Genomic DNA, 17,670 nt, shown 5'->3' with positions numbered 1-17,670 from the left:
TGGGCGTGCCTTCCGCCTCTCCCCCGGAGAAGCGTCTCCCCACGCCGCTCAGCGGCTCGGCCGTCCGCTGCCGCTCCTCACGCGTCGCCCTGCGACGCCCCGCCCGGACCACCGCTCGTCCTTCGGCGGAGGACGACTCGGCCGGTCCGGCCGAGCCCGGCGGCACGGGCCCACAGCACATCCGTCAGCATCTCGTCACGGTGCGCCCGCGATAAGCTGACCACCGCTGCGCCGCACGGATGTGCGACCTTCTTGATAACGCCTCTATACGATCATCAGGGCGCAGAGTGAACGTGCGAAGGGATTCAGATGAATAGCCACGTGCTCTATCTCGCACACGGCAGTTACCGAGTGCGAGCGGCACGCGAGCACGTGAAGAGGCTGGCGGGTTCCGGCTCTCGGGTCCTGCTGGTGGTACCGGCCAAGGAGAGCTGGGCGGAGGCCGTCGCGGAGCTCGAGGCCTTCGACAACGTCGAGGTCGTCCAGCTCACCCCGGACAGCAAGGGCTCGGTCCTGAAGGCGGCGAAGAAGTTCGTCCTGGCCAGGACAGGCCCCGTCTCTTCCGTCGACACGGTGGTCGCCGGCGACGCCCAGTCCCTGCCGACGGCCTGGATGCTGACGAAGCAGCGCCCCGACGTCACACTCCGGCTGGAACCGTACGCTCCCGACGGGCGCGTCGCCGAGGCCTCCGACATCGCCGTGGTCACTCCGTGGTACCCCTCGCCGAACAATCCCTATGCGGGCGCCTTCGTGAAGATGGCGACCCGCAGCGTCGCCGACGAGTTCGACCGGGTCTCGATCATCCACACCGAGGACTGGTCCGGCCACGCGGACGCCGCACTGAACGACGCGATCAAGATCACGACCGACCGTCTCCAGGACAACAGGGGCCTGATCCCTGTCCTGGACACCCCCGAAGGCACTCTTCTCCGCGTTCCGGTGCCCCTCGTCCACCGGAAGAACTACAGCCCCTGGGCCACCGCCCAGGAAACGGCGTTGCGCAAGGCACTGCCCGGGGGCCGGATCAAGGCCCCCGTCATCCATGCCCACGCCGGTATCTACGGTGGCGTGCTCGCCATGCGGCTGGCACAGCCCGACGCCCGCATCGTGGTGACGGAACACGCCACCTTCCTGAACAGGATCTTCTCCCAGCCCGCCGCTCGCGCCCTCTACCACGACGTGCTGGTGCGGGCGGATGCCTTCCTCTGCGTCAGCACCTATCTGCGTGACCAGATCGCCGCCGAGTTCCCGGACGTCGCCGACAAGCTGCGGGTGGTCCCGAACGTCGTCGACTTCGACTCCTTCGCCTCCGGCTGCGACTACTCCCAGGACCTGCGCAAGTGGCTGTACGTCGGCCGGCTGGTCAAGCACAAGGGAGTGGGGGAACTGCTGGAGGCCTTCGCGCTGGTCGCGGAGAAGGACCCCCTGGTCACGCTCACCATGGTGGGCAGCGGCGCCCTGGAGGAGGAACTCCTCACCCGCGCCGAGGTGCTGGGAATCGCCGACCGTTTCACCGTTTCCCCCCCGGTCACGCCGGACGAGGTCAACGGGCTGATGCACCAGCACGATCTGCTCGTACACGCCAGCAAGATCGAGACCTTCGGGATGACCATAGTCGAGGCCGTCGCGGCCGGGCTTCCGGTCCTCGTGACCCGGAGTTTCGGGCCGGAGGAAACGCTGTCCGGCATCGAGACCGTGGCCGGTTCACTGATGGAGATCAGCGACGACCCTCAGGTCATCGCCGACGCCTACTGGGACCTGCGTGCCCGTGCGGCCGACCTCGATCTTCCCGCGGCACGCGAAGTCCTCGAGCAGCGGTACGGCGCTCCGGCTGTGGCGCAGCAGCTGATGGACGTGTACCTGGACCGTCCGTCGGCTCCCGTCGCTGTCGATACGCCGGCCTCCCCCGGCGGCGATGCCGCCCTGCCGGCGGACACGCAAGGCGCCCCTGCCCTCGCGGCCGGGGCCGGGGCCCCGGTATCGGAGACCGATGCGGAGCCCTCTGCCGAAGGCGCCGCACAGGTCGGCCGGGCCGTGCTGCTCGCGCTCGCGCCTCCGAAGCCGCGCCGTGTCGCGGACTTCGCGAACCACCTGCTGGAAAGTGGTGTGCACGTCACGGTGGTGACCGCCAACAACGCGGCCTGGCGGCGCACCGGTCTGGACGCACGCGTCACCCTGGTCAGCATCGAGCAGGGTGAGAAGCGGTTGCTGATCCCTCGTGGTGAGCGCTTCGTCGTCTACAAGGCGCCGCGGGCCATTCTCAACCGCGCGCGCAGGATGGCCCGGAAGCGTCGGACGGCCATCGCCTCCGAACTCATGGTCGCCGCCACGCAGCGGGTGCACACGAAGGCGGCCAACGCGTTCCACAAGAACGTCTTCAACCGTGGGTACCGAGAGGTGCGGCCGCAACTGCTCTCCCGCATCGCCCGGCGCAAGGCACTGCCCGAGCTTCGTCTGGACCTGACGGACCACGTGTTCGTGTGCGACATCAACAGCACGGTGACCGGCTGGAAGTGGGCCAAGGCGTACCCGAACCTCACGGTGACGACGAATCTCGACCGGTCGACCTACTCCGCCCAGAAGGCGTGACAGCGGCAGCGCGGGCCGGCACGACGGCCCGCGCTGCTTTCGGTCGACCGCCCTGCTCAGCGCGTGGCGAACAGTGAAACAGCCGAGGCCCGAATCACCATGATTCGGGCCTCGGCTGTGTGACGGACGTCGTCGTGCCTACTCGGCGGCCGGACGGCCCACGATTTCCCTCAGCCGCTCCTCGAACGGAATGAGGACGGCTTCTCGCGTGTAGATGTCGGCGTGCCGCCGCGCCGCTTCGCGCTGCTCCGGGTCGAGGTCCCTGGCGGCCTTTCCGGCTGCCACCATCGATGCCGCCAGAGCATCCACATCGAGACCGTCCGCGTTGAACCACAGCGGATAGCCTTCCAGCACGTCCTGTGCGGCGATCCCCGGCGCGTGGACGGAGACGATGGGGTGCCCGAACGCCATGTACTCGAAGATCTTTCCAGAGGTCACGTACTTGCCGCCGCCTGCCAGGAAGACCAGTACGTCGGCGCTCTCGTAGACGCTTCCGACTTCGGTCTTGGAGACCGGCCCACGGTAGCGGAGCCCCGTGTCCTCCTCTCCCCGTTCCCGGGCCCCCTCATCGAGGCCGAGACGTGCGAGCAGGGGTTGAGGACTGTTCTTGAAGAAGCCCAGGTGGCCGTGTATCTCGAGCTCGGCACCCGCCATCTCGGGATGACGACGGGCGATCCTGAACGCGTCGGCCATCTCCTCCACCGGCTGCTTCGCAGTGAGCGTACCGAGGTAGGCGAAGGTGAGCGGCTTCTGCGTCTTCTCCGGATCGACCAGCTCCTGCGGCTCCGCCGGGGGCGCGCTCTCCGGGATCACGTCCGCGTCCCAGCCGTTCGGCACGACCATCATCCGGTCCGCTACGTCCGGGTAACGCTCCGCGTGCCATCCGCGCAGCGCCTCGTTCACGAACACCGCCGCGGAGGCCCGCTCCAGCGCCTTCTTCTCCCAGTTCCAGGCGATGTGACCGGGGGGGAACGCGGGTTCGTCGGTGAAGAGGTCCAGCGTCCACGAGTCCCGGTAGTCCATGACGTACGGAACACCGGTGAGGCGGTTGAACAGCCACGCGGCTCCGAAGGAGGCGAACGGGTTACCCGTCGCCACCACCACGTCGAACCGCTTCTTCGCGTGCAGCTTCAGGCCACGCGCCACCGAGGCCCAGGCCCAGGAGGCGTAACGCTCGGGGAAGACCTTCTCCTGGCCGAACTCGAACAGACGACGGGCCATCAGGGGAAACGTCCTGCGCAGCGCACTGAAGCTGCGCAGGTCCTGCTGCCAGGAGTACTGGTTCAGCGAAGGCCGCTCCACCCGGATGCGGGGATCGACGGTCTCCGAAAGCCCCTCGTCGACCGATCCGATGACGTCGTAGAGGAAGTTGAGAGGCGCGGCGCACACCGTGACGTCCCAGTCCTTCGCCGCCAGGTGATTCGCCGTCGCCCTGGCGCGGTACACGCCACTGGCACGAGACGGTGGGAAGTAGAAAGCCAGGTAAAGCACCCTGAGCCGTCGGCCACTACGGTTGTTCATCGGTGTCCTTGTCGGAGGCGATCAGCGACCGCTGAGCATTCGGGGGTATGTCGTAGTCGAGGCCGTAGCAGACCCTCGGGGCCGTTCCTTCGGCCGTCCACGCTTCCATGAGCTGCGCCGCACGGGGCACGGAGAGCGCGTCGCTCACGACCAGGAGATCGAGTCCCCCACGTGCCTCGAAGGGCGCACGGACCATCCGGGCCTTGGCGTCGGGCCACACCCGTCGGTGCAACGGCATGAACACCTTACGATGCAGCCTGGCCGCGACACGTCGTTCGTACGTCTTGAGCGCGCGACGGGCCCGGCCGTGCAGCGGCCCACGCCCTACGGCGCGGACGGTGGCACGCGGTGCCCGGTACAGCACCGCGTGCTCCATCCGCCTGGGCAGATGCCGGGCTTCCAGTGCGGCCAGTGTCGTCACGGCGACTCCGGGCGCGAACTGGACGTTTTGCCAGGACTTCTTCTTGTCCACGACCACGAGGACATGGGCGCCGTTCGACACGGCCTCGGCCGACTCGTCCAGCACCGCACGCTTGCGTGACCCACCCAGGGCCAGGAACAGAACCTGCATGTCACTCCATCAATCGAGGGCGCCGGCCCGTTCGGTACCCTCACTCCGGTTCTGCGCAGCCGCGGGGAACCAGAGCCGGTAATGAGCCTGCGCAACAGCCTCGTAGCCGTAACGGCTCGCCAGGACCTCCTGTGCGCGCGTCAGGTCCAGGCCGTGCTCGAAACGGTCGCGCAGTCGCCAGTAGCCGTCACTGATCGACTCCGCGTTCTCCTCGACGTCGATGAGTTCGCCGGCCTCGGTCTCTATCCCGGCGAGCGTCTCCTCCGGACCGCCGCACCGCGTGACCAGGACGGGCATACCGGCGGCCACGGCCTCCACCACGGTCATCCCGAACGTCTCGTAGCGGCTGGGGTGCACGAGGAGATCGTGCTCGCGCATCAACGCGAGTGCCGTCTCCGGCGGAACGGCTCCCAGGAACGAGACCGAGTCGGCCAGCCCCAGCTCGGCCACCCGCTCCGTGAGCTGCGCGCGCAGCTCGCCCTCTCCCACCATGGTGAGCGAGAGCCGAGGGTCCTTGGCGTGGCACTGTGCGAACGCCTCGACGAGCCAGGCCACACCCTTGCGCGGGATCAGTCCGCCGAGGAACAGCCACCGGTTCAGCGCGGTGACGGGGGTGGTTCGCTGTGTCTCGAACGAGATCGGGTTGGGGATCTGCTGGATCTTGTCCGCGTGGTGCGGGAACTCCGCCGTCAGCACGTCCCGGATCGGGTCTCCGACCGCGAAGAAGCCGTCGACCCGGTGCAGCAGTTCGTCGTACAGCTCCCGGGCGTCCGGTTCGGCCAGCACACGGTCCAGGTAGGTGGCGTGCTCGGTGACGAACACCCGGGCGTCAGGGCGGGCGTTCTGCAGAGCGGCCCATCCTCCCGGCAACCCGACGTGGGCGTGGACCACAGGCGCGTCGATCGGCTTGCCGCTCAGCGCCGCGCGCAGCTGGCGCTCGTGGTTCCGAGCCAGCGCTCCGAAGTCCTGACCGCGCGGAGTGGTCACGGCGAGGTGGACGAGCTGCGCACCGCCCACCGTCGGGACGGGGCGCACCGCCAGCGGGGCAAGGGTCCGGTTCGCCGCCTCGACCGCTTCCACGGTGCGCTGGTCCATGCGGGACACCCAGGTGTCACAGTGGTAGACGCGCAGACTGTCGCAGCCCGGAGCGGTGGCGTCGACCATTGCCTGGACGAACGCCCCTCGGAAAGGCAGTTCGCGAGACGGATACCACGGCGTGACAACAGCCGCGTCCCGGGACGCTGCCTCACTCATTGACGACTTCTTCCCTAGCACAACCGGTAGTCGGACACTTTATCATCGGGGCGATTCCGAACGGCAATCACCTCTCACCGCTGACGCGTCGAGCGCCTGTGCGCAAAACACGTAGCCTGCCGGTAACCACATCTGCAAGGAGTACAAACACTGTGAAGGTCCTTAGTGTCGTCGGGGCGCGCCCGCAGTTGGTCAAGCTCGCACCGATTGCTGCCGCATTCGCCGGAACCGGCCATCAGCATGTGATCGTGCACACAGGCCAGCACTACGACGCGGACCTGTCCGATGTCTTCTTCTCCGGTTTGGGCATTCCCGACCCGGATGTCCACCTCGGCATCGGTTCCGGTAGCCACGGCGCTCAGACGGGCGGGGTGCTGACGGCCATGGATCCGGTTCTCGAAGCCGAGCGGCCCGACTGGGTGCTGGTGTACGGGGACACGAACTCGACGCTGGCCGGGGCGCTCTCCGCCGTCAAGATGCACCTGCCTGTGGCCCATCTGGAGGCCGGTCTGCGTTCCTTCAACCGCCGGATGCCGGAGGAGCACAACCGCATCCTCACGGACCACGCGGCCGACCTTCTCCTCGCTCCGACGGAGGAGGCCATGCGCCATCTGGCCACCGAGGGGCTGGCCGGGCGCTCCGTACTGGCCGGTGACGTCATGGTGGACGTCTGCCTCCGCATCAGGGACGCGGTCGCATCCGGTGAGCACCCCAAGCCCGTGCTGCCGGAAGGCATCGACCCGGACGCCCCCTATCTGCTGGCGACGCTCCACCGTCCCGACAACACCGACTCCCCCGAGCGGCTCGCGGCGTTGCTGGACTCCCTGGCGGCTCTCCCCGTACCGGTGGCGCTGCTGGCCCACCCCCGTCTCGTCGCACGCGCCGAGGAGCACGGAATCGACCTGAACCGCGGTTCCCTGCATGCCGGACGGCCTCTCCCCTATGCCGGGCTGGTCGCCGCGGTGATGGGTTCCGCCGGCGTGGTCACGGACTCGGGCGGACTGCAGAAGGAGGCGTTCCTCCTGGACCGTGTGTGCACGACCATTCGCCCGGAGACCGAGTGGGTGGAGACGCTCCAGGGCGGTTGGAACCAGTTGGTTCCCGACCCGCACCAGCTCCAGGCGTCCGCATGGGCGGACATCGCCCTGCGTCCCGCGCCGACCACCGACCGTGGCCTTCCCTACGGCGACGGCAAGGCGGCGAAGCGCGTGGTCGAGCTGCTGGAACTGCACCGCCGCTGACCCGGATCCCGTGACGCGAGTACGCCGTCGTCCGTCTCCGGAACGACTCGCGTCACGGGAACCCGTCAGGGCGCGGGTCAGGCGCCGGGCATCTCCTCCGCGACGAACCGCCGGAGCCATGCCCGGAAGCCGGGCCCCAGGTCCTCGCGTTCGCAGGCGAGCCCCACGATGGCGCGCAGGTAGTCGCCGCGGTCACCTGTGTCGTAACGACGCCCCTTGAAGACGACGCCGTGGACCGGGCCGCCCAGCTCCTCGTCGGCCGCGAGCTCCTGCAAGGCGTCGGTCAGCTGGATCTCGCCCCCTCGGCCGGGTTCCGTCCGGTTCAGCACGCGGAACACCGACGGGTCCAGCACGTACCGTCCGATCACCGCGAGGTTGCTCGGCGCGTCCGCCGGCTCGGGCTTCTCGACGAGCCCGGTGATGCGGACGACATCCGCGTCGGCGGTGGCCTCGGCCGCCGCGCAGCCGTAGAGGTGGACCTGCCCCGGATCCACTTCCATGAGTGCGACGACGCTTCCCCCTTCACGCTCCTGGATCTCGACCATGCGGGCGAGCAGCGGGTCGCGAGGGTCGATCAGGTCGTCGCCGAGAAGCACCGCGAACGCCTCGTCCCCCACATGCGGCTCCGCGCACAGCACGGCGTGCCCCAGCCCCTTCGGGTCTCCCTGGCGCACATAGTGCATCGTGGCCAGTTCGCTGGACTCCTGCACCCTGAGCAGCCGCTCGGTGTCGCCCTTGCGTGAGAGAGCGGACTCCAGCTCGTAGTTGCGGTCGAAGTGGTCCTCGAGCGGGCGCTTGTTGCGCCCGGTGACCATCAGCACGTCGGACAGTCCCGCCGCTGCCGCTTCCTCCACGACGTACTGGATCGCGGGCTTGTCCACGACCGGGAGCATTTCCTTCGGCGTGGCCTTCGTGGCAGGCAGGAAGCGCGTCCCGAGACCTGCGGCGGGAATGACTGCTTTCTTGATCATGTGGTGCCCGATACTCACTTTCCTGGGCAGCGAGAGGCCCCGGCGACCGCCGCCGGGGCCTCTCGAACGGTACGGGTGGGCTCAGCCGCCGATGACGACGCGGCGTACGCCCGTCCAGTTGGCCGGGTCCGTCGTGCGGCGGCCGTCGACCAGGACGCGGACGTCCGGCAGGTCGGCGGCGGCCAGCTCGCGGTACTCCGCGTGGTCGGCCTGGAGGATCGCGGCGGTGACCGTCTGGCCCTCGTGCGGCACGAGGCCGTGCGCGGTCAGCTCGTCGGACGTGTACATCGGGTCCGAGACGAACGGCACCGCGCCGCGCGCCTTCAGCGCCTCGACGACACCGAAGACACCGGAGAACGCGGTCTCCTTGACGCCACCACGGTAGGCGGCGCCCAGCACCAGGACACCGACGCCGTCCAGGTCGCCGTAGGCGGCGGCCAGCAGGTCGACGGAGTACTCCGGCATCGCGGCGTTGGCCTCACGGGCCGAGCGCACGACGGTGGCCTCCGGGTCGTTCCACAGGTACATCCGCGGGTAGATCGGGATGCAGTGGCCGCCGACGGCGATGCCCGGCTGGTGGATGTGGCTGTAGGGCTGGCTGTTGCAGGCCTCGATGACCTTCTTGACGTCGATGTCGTTCTTGTCGGCGAACCGGGCGAACTGGTTGGCCAGACCGATGTTGACGTCGCGGTAGGTGGTCTCGGCGAGCTTGGCGAGCTCGGAGGCCTCCGCCGTGCCGAGGTCCCAGACACCGTTCGGGCGCGGCAGGTCCTCGCGGTCGTCGAAGTCGAGCACGGCCTCGTAGAACTCCACACCGCGCTGCGAGGACGCCTCGTCGATGCCGCCGACGAGCTTGGGGTAGCGGCGCAGGTCGGCGAAGACGCGGCCGGTCAGCACGCGCTCCGGGGAGAAGACGAGGTGGAAGTCCACCCCCGGGGTCAGGCCGGAACCCTCGGCGAGCATGGGTGCCCAGCGGGTACGGGTGGTGCCGACGGGCAGCGTGGTCTCGTAGCTGACGAGGGTGCCCGGCTTGAGGCCTGCGGCGATGGCCTTCGTCGCGGAGTCCATCCAGCCGAAGTCGGGGGTCCCCTCGGCGTCCACGAACAGCGGGACGACGACCACGACGGCGTCGGACGCGGCGACCGCGGCCGTGGTGTCCGTCGTCGCGGACAGGAGGCCCGCGCCCACGGTCTCCTTGAGCTTGGCGTCCAGGTCGTGTTCGCCGGGGAACGGCTCGGTGGCCGCGTTGACCAGCTCGACGACCTTCTCGTTGACGTCCGCGCCAATGACCGTGTGGCCCTTGGCAGCGAACTGCACGGCGAGCGGAAGGCCGATCTTGCCGAGCGCGACTACACAGATGTTCATCGGGATACTTTCCTCTTCAGCCTGGACAGCATGTGGCGCAGCCGCTGGCCCGCACCGGGTTTGATCTCCCACAGGGGCGCCGTCGTGATGACGAGCCGGCCCTTGGGGTTCTGGTTCGCCGACACCCTGTACGGGACGGCCTGCCGCCAGCGGCGGGCCAGGGGCAGCGGCTTCCCTTTGGTCTTCACCGGGATCTCGTACGTCGAGCCCGCCACGTCCACGTACACCCGGACGCCGAGCTTCGCTTTCACGGCGTGGACCGGAACCCGTGTCCGCACCGTGGTCGCCCTGCCGTCTTCGGCCACGCCGACGGTGCACTCCCCTCCGTCGGAGGGGAGCTGGTGGTTGGACGGCAGTCGGCGCGCGCCGGGCTTGTCCGCGGCCTTGGGCATGGCGCCCTTGGCGAGGCGCACGGTCGTGGAGCCGGTGTCGCCCAGGACACCGATCCGGACCGTGAGCACGACGGCCAGGTCGTCACCGGTCTGGTCCCATTCGGCCGCGATCAGCTCGGTCCCCTGCGCCAGCCGCCCGGGCACTGCCTCGCCGACCAGTTCGTAGACGCGGTCGGGAATGCCGAGGGCATCGTCGCGGAAGCCGGGGTACATCGCGAAGGCCCGGCCGTCCTCGAGGTGGAAGGGCGGGGCCCCGTGGTCCGCCTCCTCGGTGACGGCGCGCACCAGTGCGTCCACGGCTCCCGCCTGCGCGAGGCAGATCCGCACCCGGCGCTTGACGTCCAGGGAGTCCCTGAGCTCGTCGGTGAGGTACTCGTCCGCGAGGGCGGCGACGCCCTCGCAGACCTCCTGCCGGGTCGCGGTGTCGAGCGCGAGGAAGTCGTCCTGGATGAGCTTGGCGATCTCCCAGGTGAAGTGCCGCTTGAAGAGCGCGTCCCGGTCGGGTCCCGCTTCCACCAGCGTGGCGGCGTGTTCCATGATCCTGGCCGTGCAGCGCAGCCGGGACAGGTGATTGGCCCGGTAGGTGATGTTGCTGGCGTCGCCGCGCTTCACCGCGTAGTAGAAGGTGTAGTCCGAGAGGACCGAGATCTTCCGGGCCCGGACGCACGCCTCGATGGTGAACGGCTGGTCGCTCCCCACCGGCAGGTCCTCGGGGAAACGCAGACCGTGCTTCTCCACCAGCTCGCGGCGGAAGAGCTTGGTGTTCGCCAGCGTGAAGGGCAGGGCCGAACGGAAGAGACTGACGTCCGGATCGCTCTTCTTGTAGAGCGCTTGGTGCACGTACCGGCCGTTGGTTCCGACCATCTTGCCGACGACCACGTCGGAGTCGTGCTCGTCGGCGCAGCCCACCAGGCGGGCGAGGGCTTCCTCGCCCAGGTAGTCGTCGGAGCCGATGAAGTACACGTACCGCCCGGTGGCCATCTCCAGGGCACGGTTGCTGGGTGCCGCCGGTCCGCCGGAGTTCTCCTGGTGGATCACCTTGACGGTGCCGGGGTACTTCGCCGCGAAGCGGTCCAGTTCAGCGCCGCTCTCGTCCGTGGACCCGTCGTCCACGGCGATGACCTCGAGCCGGTCGACACCGATGCTCTGTCCCACGAGCGAGTTCAGGCACTCGGTGAGGTACGGCATCGTGTTGTAGACGGCCACGACCACGGAAACATCGGGTGTGGTCAATTGGCCACGCCCTCGGTCTCTCTCCCGTCCAGCCGCACGGAGCGCCTGGTCGCCGCGGACTCCAGGACCGCCGCCGCGACCTCGACGGTACGCAGCCCCTGCCGCAAGGTGCAGATGTCGGCCGACTCGCCCCGTACCGCGTCCCTGAAGAGCTCGTGCTCGACCAGCAGCGGCTCCCGCTTCGGGATCGCGTAGCGGATCATGTCGCCCTCGGAGACACCGCGGAACGCGCGCAGCGCCTCCCATTCGGTGGCCACCGCGGCGTTCGAGTGGAACGTGAGGTCGGCGGTGAGGGTGTCGGCGATGTAGCAGCCGCGCTCACCGGTGACCGACGTGAAGCGTTCCTTGAGCGGGCTCAGCCAGTTGACCAGGTGGTTGACCATGGTGCCGTCGGAGAGCTGCCCCACCGCGGAGACCATGTCCTCGTGGGGGCGGCCGGACTTGGAGACGGTGTGCGCCGCGATCGAGGCGTACGTCCGGCCGGTCACCCAGCCCGTCAGGTCGATGTCGTGCGTGGCCAGGTCCTTGACCACGCCGACGTCCGCGATGCGGTGGGGGAAGGGCCCCTGGCGGCGGGTGACGACCTGGAAGACCTCGCCGAGCTCGCCGGCCTCCAGGCGGCTGCGCAACGAGCGCAGGGCCGGGTTGCAGCGCTCGATGTGGCCGACGCCGGCCACGAGGCCGCGTGACTCGAAGGCCTCGACGAGGCGGCGGGCGCCCTCGACGGTGTCGGCCAGCGGCTTCTCGATCAGGGCGCAGACGCCCGCGTCGGCCAACTGGAGGCCGACTTCTTCGTGCAGGGCGGTCGGGCAGGCCACGACCGCGTAGTCGATGCCGAGCGCGATGAGCTCCTCGACGGTGGACAGGACGGGGGCGCCTTGCGCCCAGCCGTTCTTGTCGCCCATCGGGTCGACGACACCGACGAGTTCGACGCCCTCGAGGCCGGCGAGTACCCGGGCGTGGTGGCGTCCCATGGAGCCGAGGCCGACGAGGCCGGCCTTCAGTACGGCGGCGGTCACAGGCTCTCCCCCAGTGCGTTCACTGCGTTCACGATGCGCTCGAGGTCGCCCTCGCCGAGCGACGGGTGGACGGGGAGCGAGACGACCTCGGCGGCGGCCCGCTCCGTCTCGGGCAGGTCCCAGTCGCGGCCGGCCTTCTGGTCCGGCTCCCAGTACGGCTTCAGCCGGTGGATCGGGGTCGGGTAGTAGACGGCGTTGCCGATGCCCGCCTCGGTGAGCTTGGCCATCACGGCCTCGCGGTCGCCCTGCACCCGGATCGTGTACTGGTGGTAGACGTGACGGGCGCCCTCGGCGACCGGCGGCGTCGTCACGTTCGGGGCGGTGATGTGCGCGTCGAGGTACGCGGCGTTGGCGCGGCGCTGCTCGGTCCAGCCACCGACCTTGGTGAGCTGGACGCGGCCGACGGCGGCGGCCACGTCCGTCATGCGCATGTTGGCGCCGACGATCTCGTTGGCGTACCGCTGCTCCATGCCCTGGTTACGCAGGAGGCGGAGCGTGCGGGCGAGTTCGGCGTCGGCCGTGGTCACCATGCCGCCCTCGAGCGCGTGCATGTTCTTCGTCGGGTAGAAGCTGAACGTTCCGCCTTCGCCGAACGCACCGACGGGGGTGCCGTTCAGGGCCGCGGCGTGTGCCTGGCACGCGTCTTCGACGACGGCGAGCTTGTGCTTCCGCGCGAGGGGCATGAGCTTGTCCATGGCCGCCGGGTGACCGTAGAGGTGCACCGGCATGATGGCGGCCGTGCGCGGTGTGACGGCTGCCTCGACGGCGGCCGGGTCCAGGCCGTAGCTGCCGGCCTCGATGTCGGCGAACACCACGTCGGCACCGACCAGCCGGACGGCGTTGGCGGAGGCGGCGAAGGAGAAGGAAGGAACGATCACCTCGTCGCCGGGGCCGATACCGAGGGCGAGCAGGAGCATGTGCAGCGCGGAGGTACCGGAGTTGACGGCGACACAGTGACGGCCGTCGACCAGCTCGGAGAAGCCCTCTTCGAAGGCCGCGACCTCGGGGCCCTGTACGACGCGACCGCTGCGCAGCACGCGTACGGCGGCCTCGATCTCCTCTTCACCGATCACCGGGCGGGCAGCAGGAATCGGCTGCTCGTTGATGCTCGTCATGGACGTCCTCCTTGAACACCGCAAGAGCTCTTCACAGGCAGAGATCCGGGGTGCGGGACGTCTCACGAGGCCGCGCATCACCCCACCGGCAGATTGCCGACGCCCTGCCGAGGAAACAGGACCCGGCCGGTCCTGAACCGGGTCGGTCACCGACCGTAGTCCCCTCGCAGGAACTTCACAGGCAGCGACCGTCGTCACATTATCAGGGATTTCTTGGGTCATTTCAGGCCCGTTAACCGGCTTACGCATCAGTTTTGAAACAAAGCACGTGTCCCGCCCCGAAAGCTTAGGAGCGGGACACGGATAGATGAACAACCGGTTACGAATTAATCAGTCGGCGGTCGGTCCCGAATCGGCGGAGGAAGCCGAAGCCGTCACGGAAGGCGACGACTGCTCGGCGGCGACGGTCTTCTTCGCCGCCGCCTTCTTCGTCGTCGTCTTCTTCGCGGCCGTCTTCTTGGCCGCCGTCTTGGCAGCCGTCTTCTTGGTGGCCGCCTTCTTCGCCGTTGCCTTCTTCGCGGTCTTCCGCGCCGCGGTCTTCTTCACCGGAGTTTCCGGAGTTTCCGATTCCGCTTCCACTGCTCCGGTGCCAGGGGCATCGAGCGTGTCGGAGCCGGTGGCGGTGACCACGACGGCCGCCGCCTCCTCCGTGCCGGCCGGTGATCCCGCCGGAGAGGTGACCTTGCGGGTCGCCCGGCGACGGGCGCGCGGCGGGGCAGCCGCAGCGGGCTCCTCGGCACCTGCCGGAGTCGCAGGCGCCTGAGCCTCCTCCGAAGGAGCGGGCGCCGGGGCCGCAGGGGCCTCGACCACCGGGTCCTCGACCGCGACGGGCTCCGCCGCGGGCTCGGCCGGATGCACCGGCGGCGTCACGTCGGCCTGCCTGGGCGAGCCCGCCGGAGCGGTCGCCTTCCGGGTCGCCCTGCGCCGCGTACGGGCCGGAGGCGCTGCCTCCGGGGTCACGGCCTCGGGAACCGCGGCCTCCGCCTCGGGGGTGGCGGCAGGCGCCACCGGGGTCTCGGCTGCCTGCTCGGGCTGCGGCTCCGCCTCGGCCGCCGGAGCGGTCTCGGCCACACGGGCGGGTGCGCCGGCCGGAGCCGTGACCTTGCGGGTGGCCCGCCGGCGGCCACGACCGCGCGACGCCGCCGCCTCCGCCTCGGCCGGACTGCTGTACAGCTCCTCGTCGGCGACGAACTCCGGCTCGGGCAGCGCCACCGGGGCGGCGACCTCGGCGGCCACCTCGGCCTCGGTCTCGGCCGGCTGCTCGACGTGCTCATGGTCCTGGCCGTGCTCGTGCTCGTGCCCGGCACCGCCGCGGCCGCGCTTCTTGGAGCGCTTGCCACCGCCGCCGCCGACGGCCGTGGGCTGCTCCATGTGAACGATCACGCCGCGCCCGTTGCAGTGGACGCAGGTCTCGGAGAAGGACTCCAGCAGGCCCTGGCCCACCCGCTTGCGCGTCATCTGGACAAGGCCCAGCGACGTGACCTCGGCGACCTGGTGCTTCGTACGGTCGCGGCCCAGGCACTCCAGCAGTCGCCGCAGCACCAGGTCCCGGTTGGACTCCAGCACCATGTCGATGAAGTCGACGACGACGATGCCACCGAGGTCGCGCAGCCGCAGCTGGCGCACGATCTCCTCGGCCGCCTCCAGGTTGTTCTTGGTGACGGTCTCCTCGAGGTTTCCGCCCTGCCCGGTGAACTTGCCGGTGTTGACGTCGACGACGACCATCGCCTCGGTCTTGTCGATCACCAGCGAACCGCCGCTCGGCAGGTAGACCTTGCGGTCCAGCGCCTTCATCAGCTGCTCGTCGATGCGGTACGTCGCGAAGACGTCGACCTCGGAGGTCCAGCGCGACAGCCGGTCCGTCAGGTCCGGTGCCACGTGCGAGACATAGCCGTGGATGGTCTCCCAGGCGTCGTCACCGCTGACGATCACCTTCGAGAAGTCCTCGTTGAAGATGTCCCGGACGACCCGGACGGTCATGTCCGGCTCGCCGTAGAGCAGCGTCGGCGCGTTGGAGCTGCTGGTGTTCTTCGACTTCTTCTGGATCTCTTCCCACTGGCCCTGCAGCCGCTCGACGTCACGGCGCAGCTCGTCCTCGCTCGCGCCCTCGGCGGCGGTGCGCACGATGACGCCCGCGTCCTCGGGAACGATCTTCTTGAGGATGGTCTTCAGCCGGGCGCGCTCGGTGTCGGGCAGCTTGCGGCTGATGCCGGTCATCGAGCCCTCGGGCACGTAGACCAGGTAGCGGCCGGGCAGCGAGACCTGGCTGGTGAGTCGGGCGCCCTTGTGGCCGATCGGGTCCTTCGTCACCTGGACGAGGACGGACTGGCCGGACTTCAGGGCGGTCTCGATGCGGCGCGGCCCGTGAGCCATGCCCAGCGCCTCGAAGTTGACCTCACCGGCGTACAGGACGGCGTTGCGGCCCTTGCCGATGTCGACGAACGCGGCCTCCATGGACGGCAGTACGTTCTGCACCTTGCCCAGGTAGACGTTGCCGACGTAGCTGGTGGCCTGCTCCTTGTTGACGTAGTGCTCGACGAGCACGTTGTCCTCGAGGACGCCGATCTGGGTGCGCTCGCCGCTCTGGCGGACGACCATGACGCGCTCGACGGCCTCACGGCGGGCCAGGAACTCGGCCTCGGTGATGATCGGGACGCGGCGGCGGCCCTGCTCGCGTCCTTCGCGGCGGCGCTGCTTCTTGGCCTCCATGCGGGTCGAGCCCTTGATGGACTGGACCTCGTCGAAGCCGGTGCCGAGCTCACGCTCGGCCGCTTCCCTGCGCCGTTCACGCGGCTCGCGGACCTTGACGACCGTACGCTCCGGGTCGTCGGCGCCCGTGACCGTCTCCTCGCCCGACGGCTCCCCGCTACGGCGGCGACGACGGCGACGACGACGGCTGCTGCTGGACCCGGCGGCGGACTCGAGGTCCTCGTCGTCCTCGTCCTCCTGGACCTGCCGCGCGTCCTCGGAGTCGTCCGCGGAGGCGTCGTCCTGCTGCTCCGCGTCGTCCGTGTCGTTGGCCTCACCGCGACGACGACGGCGGCCACCGCGGCGGCGGCGGCGCGAGGGCCGGTCCCCGTACTCGTCCGACTCGTCGCCCTCGTGCTCGGCGTCCGTCTCGTCCGCCTCGTGCTCGTCCTCGACGGAGGCGGCGGGAGCAGCGGCGGGCTGCTCGGCCGGAAGCGTGACCGGGGTCGCGGCCGGCTCGGTCTCGACGGCCTCGCCACGGCGGCGACGGCGACGGCGCGAACCACCCTGAGGCGCGGCCTCGGCGGCCTCAGCGGCCTCGGCAGGGGCGGCGGCCTCAGCGGCCTGCCCGGCCTCGGCCTTGCGCGGCTCGCGGTCCGAGCGGTCCGCCCGGACTGCGGGCTTCTGCTCCTCGTGGTCGTCGCTCTCGTCGTACGCCGGGACCGGACCAGCGGCGGCGGCCGCGGCAGCCGCGGTCTCCGGGGTCTGGAACATCGGCTCGGCGAAGACCGGGGCCTGGAACACGGCCACGGCGGGGCGCGTCGCGCGGCGGCCCTTACGGGCCGGCTCCTCGGTCCTGGCGGTGAACTCGGGGCGACCCGCGGCCGAGGTGGCCCGGCGGCGCTGGCGGCCTCGCGGCGCGGCCTCCTCGACCTGCTCGGTCTCGGACGCCAACTCCTGCGCCACCTCGGCGGGCAGGCTCTCGCTCTTCTCGGCGGCCGCCTCGGCGACCTCCTCGACGGGCTGCGGGGAGCCGGCCGGGGCGCTCGCCTTACGGGATGCGCGACGGCGGGGGCGCGACGGGGGTGCGGCGTCGGCAGCGGGTGCCTCGGTGACCTCCTCGGTCCGGGCGGGCTCGGCGGCCGGTTCCTCCACGACGGGCTCGGCGACGACAGCGGCCGGGGCTTCCGTGCCCTGCGTGCCCTGCGGGGCGCCGGCCGGAGCCGACGCACGGCGGCGGGCACGGCCTCGCGGCGCGGCGGCGGGCTCGGCCTGCTCAGCGGGCGCCGGTGCGGCTTCGGCGACGGGCTCGGGGGACTTCACCGGCTCCGCCACGACGGTCTCCTGCGTGACGGCCTCGGCGGGCTGGGGGGCACCTGCCGGAGCAGTGGCCTTACGGGTGGCGCGGCGACGGCCACGGGGGGCCTCGACGACCGGGGCGTCGACGGTCTGCGCTGCCTCCTCGTCGGCCGGTGCGGTCTCGGCGACGGGCTCCACGACCTCGGGGGCCTGCGGCGCACCCGCCGGAGCGGTCGCCTTACGGACCGCACGGCGACGCGCACGCACCGGCGGCGCGGCCTCGACGGCGGGCTCGACCGCTTCCTCCGCCTCGGGTTCGGCCGGTGCGGTCTCGGCGACGGGCTCCACGACCTCGGGGGCCTGCGGCGCACCCGCCGGAGCGGTCGCCTTACGGACCGCACGGCGACGCGCA

At 70.2% G+C, this 17,670-nt stretch carries 11 protein-coding genes; 2 read left to right on the top strand and 9 right to left on the bottom strand.

Annotated elements, in window-relative coordinates; all coding sequences use genetic code 11:
• The first annotated feature begins 309 nt into the window (after positions 1-309).
• The gene (locus tag ACFYSH_RS22315; protein ID WP_388754656.1) at positions 310-2,589 is read left to right on the top strand and encodes a glycosyltransferase family 4 protein; all 2,280 of its coding nucleotides are present in this window, start codon (positions 310-312) and stop codon (positions 2,587-2,589) included.
• Positions 2,590-2,727: 138 nt separating this feature from the next.
• Here ACFYSH_RS22315 and ACFYSH_RS22310 read toward each other — a convergent pair whose 3' ends face one another.
• From ACFYSH_RS22310 to ACFYSH_RS22300, 3 genes are read right to left on the bottom strand one after another with little or no spacing between them, the layout of a single operon-like run.
• On the bottom strand, positions 2,728-4,110 hold the full coding sequence (locus ACFYSH_RS22310) for a glycosyltransferase (RefSeq protein ID WP_359472169.1): 1,383 nt from the start codon (positions 4,108-4,110) through the stop codon (positions 2,728-2,730).
• Positions 4,097-4,681: a hypothetical protein gene (locus ACFYSH_RS22305; protein ID WP_359472167.1), complete on the bottom strand. Its 585-nt coding sequence runs from the start codon at positions 4,679-4,681 to the stop codon at positions 4,097-4,099. The genes ACFYSH_RS22310 and ACFYSH_RS22305 overlap by 14 nt, the downstream gene beginning before the upstream one ends.
• Positions 4,682-4,690: 9 nt before the next feature.
• Positions 4,691-5,935 (bottom strand): glycosyltransferase family 4 protein, encoded by a 1,245-nt coding sequence (locus ACFYSH_RS22300; RefSeq protein WP_359472165.1) that lies wholly within the window; start codon positions 5,933-5,935, stop codon positions 4,691-4,693.
• Positions 5,936-6,087: 152 nt separating this feature from the next.
• Here ACFYSH_RS22300 and wecB point away from each other — a divergent pair, with 152 nt between their 5' ends.
• Positions 6,088-7,176, top strand: a complete 1,089-nt coding sequence (gene wecB, locus ACFYSH_RS22295) for a non-hydrolyzing UDP-N-acetylglucosamine 2-epimerase (protein ID WP_359472163.1) — start codon at positions 6,088-6,090, stop codon at positions 7,174-7,176.
• A 77-nt stretch (positions 7,177-7,253) separates the two neighbouring features.
• On the opposite strand, the gene galU is transcribed toward wecB, so the two are convergent.
• From galU to ACFYSH_RS22265, 6 genes are all read right to left on the bottom strand, one after another.
• On the bottom strand, positions 7,254-8,147 hold the full coding sequence (galU, locus tag ACFYSH_RS22290; RefSeq protein ID WP_388754651.1) for a UTP--glucose-1-phosphate uridylyltransferase GalU: 894 nt from the start codon (positions 8,145-8,147) through the stop codon (positions 7,254-7,256).
• 81 nt (positions 8,148-8,228) lie between these two features.
• Positions 8,229-9,512, bottom strand: a complete 1,284-nt coding sequence (locus ACFYSH_RS22285; RefSeq protein ID WP_359472159.1) for a nucleotide sugar dehydrogenase — start codon at positions 9,510-9,512, stop codon at positions 8,229-8,231.
• Complete coding sequence (locus tag ACFYSH_RS22280; RefSeq protein ID WP_388754648.1) at positions 9,509-11,137, bottom strand: glycosyltransferase family 2 protein; 1,629 nt, start codon at positions 11,135-11,137, stop codon at positions 9,509-9,511. Before ACFYSH_RS22280 ends, ACFYSH_RS22285 begins: the two co-directional genes overlap by 4 nt.
• Positions 11,134-12,156: a Gfo/Idh/MocA family oxidoreductase gene (locus tag ACFYSH_RS22275; protein ID WP_359472155.1), complete on the bottom strand. Its 1,023-nt coding sequence runs from the start codon at positions 12,154-12,156 to the stop codon at positions 11,134-11,136. Before ACFYSH_RS22275 ends, ACFYSH_RS22280 begins: the two co-directional genes overlap by 4 nt.
• Positions 12,153-13,271, bottom strand: coding sequence for a DegT/DnrJ/EryC1/StrS family aminotransferase (locus ACFYSH_RS22270; RefSeq protein WP_388754645.1), 1,119 nt, complete (start codon positions 13,269-13,271; stop codon positions 12,153-12,155). The genes ACFYSH_RS22275 and ACFYSH_RS22270 overlap by 4 nt, the downstream gene beginning before the upstream one ends.
• 330 nt (positions 13,272-13,601) lie before the next feature.
• Positions 13,602-17,670: Rne/Rng family ribonuclease (locus ACFYSH_RS22265; protein ID WP_388754642.1), on the bottom strand; the 4,069-nt coding region annotated here is incomplete at its 5' end.

The organism is Streptomyces sp. NPDC005791, assembly GCF_042871485.1.
Lineage (GTDB): Bacteria > Actinomycetota > Actinomycetes > Streptomycetales > Streptomycetaceae > Streptomyces.
The sequence above is the reverse complement of the archived record's forward strand: the minus strand, read 5'-3'. Positions and strand labels throughout refer to the sequence as shown.

What these genes read in the sequence shown, in the direction of transcription:
- ACFYSH_RS22315 (WP_388754656.1), top strand. Translation starts at nt 310, where the DNA reads ATGAATAGCCACGTGCTCTATCTCGCACACGGCAGTTACCGAGTGCGA.
- ACFYSH_RS22310 (WP_359472169.1), bottom strand. Translation starts at nt 4,110, where the DNA reads ATGAACAACCGTAGTGGCCGACGGCTCAGGGTGCTTTACCTGGCTTTC.
- ACFYSH_RS22305 (WP_359472167.1), bottom strand. Translation starts at nt 4,681, where the DNA reads ATGCAGGTTCTGTTCCTGGCCCTGGGTGGGTCACGCAAGCGTGCGGTG.
- ACFYSH_RS22300 (WP_359472165.1), bottom strand. Translation starts at nt 5,935, where the DNA reads ATGAGTGAGGCAGCGTCCCGGGACGCGGCTGTTGTCACGCCGTGGTAT.
- galU (WP_388754651.1), bottom strand. Translation starts at nt 8,147, where the DNA reads ATGATCAAGAAAGCAGTCATTCCCGCCGCAGGTCTCGGGACGCGCTTC.
- ACFYSH_RS22285 (WP_359472159.1), bottom strand. Translation starts at nt 9,512, where the DNA reads ATGAACATCTGTGTAGTCGCGCTCGGCAAGATCGGCCTTCCGCTCGCC.
- ACFYSH_RS22270 (WP_388754645.1), bottom strand. Translation starts at nt 13,271, where the DNA reads ATGACGAGCATCAACGAGCAGCCGATTCCTGCTGCCCGCCCGGTGATC.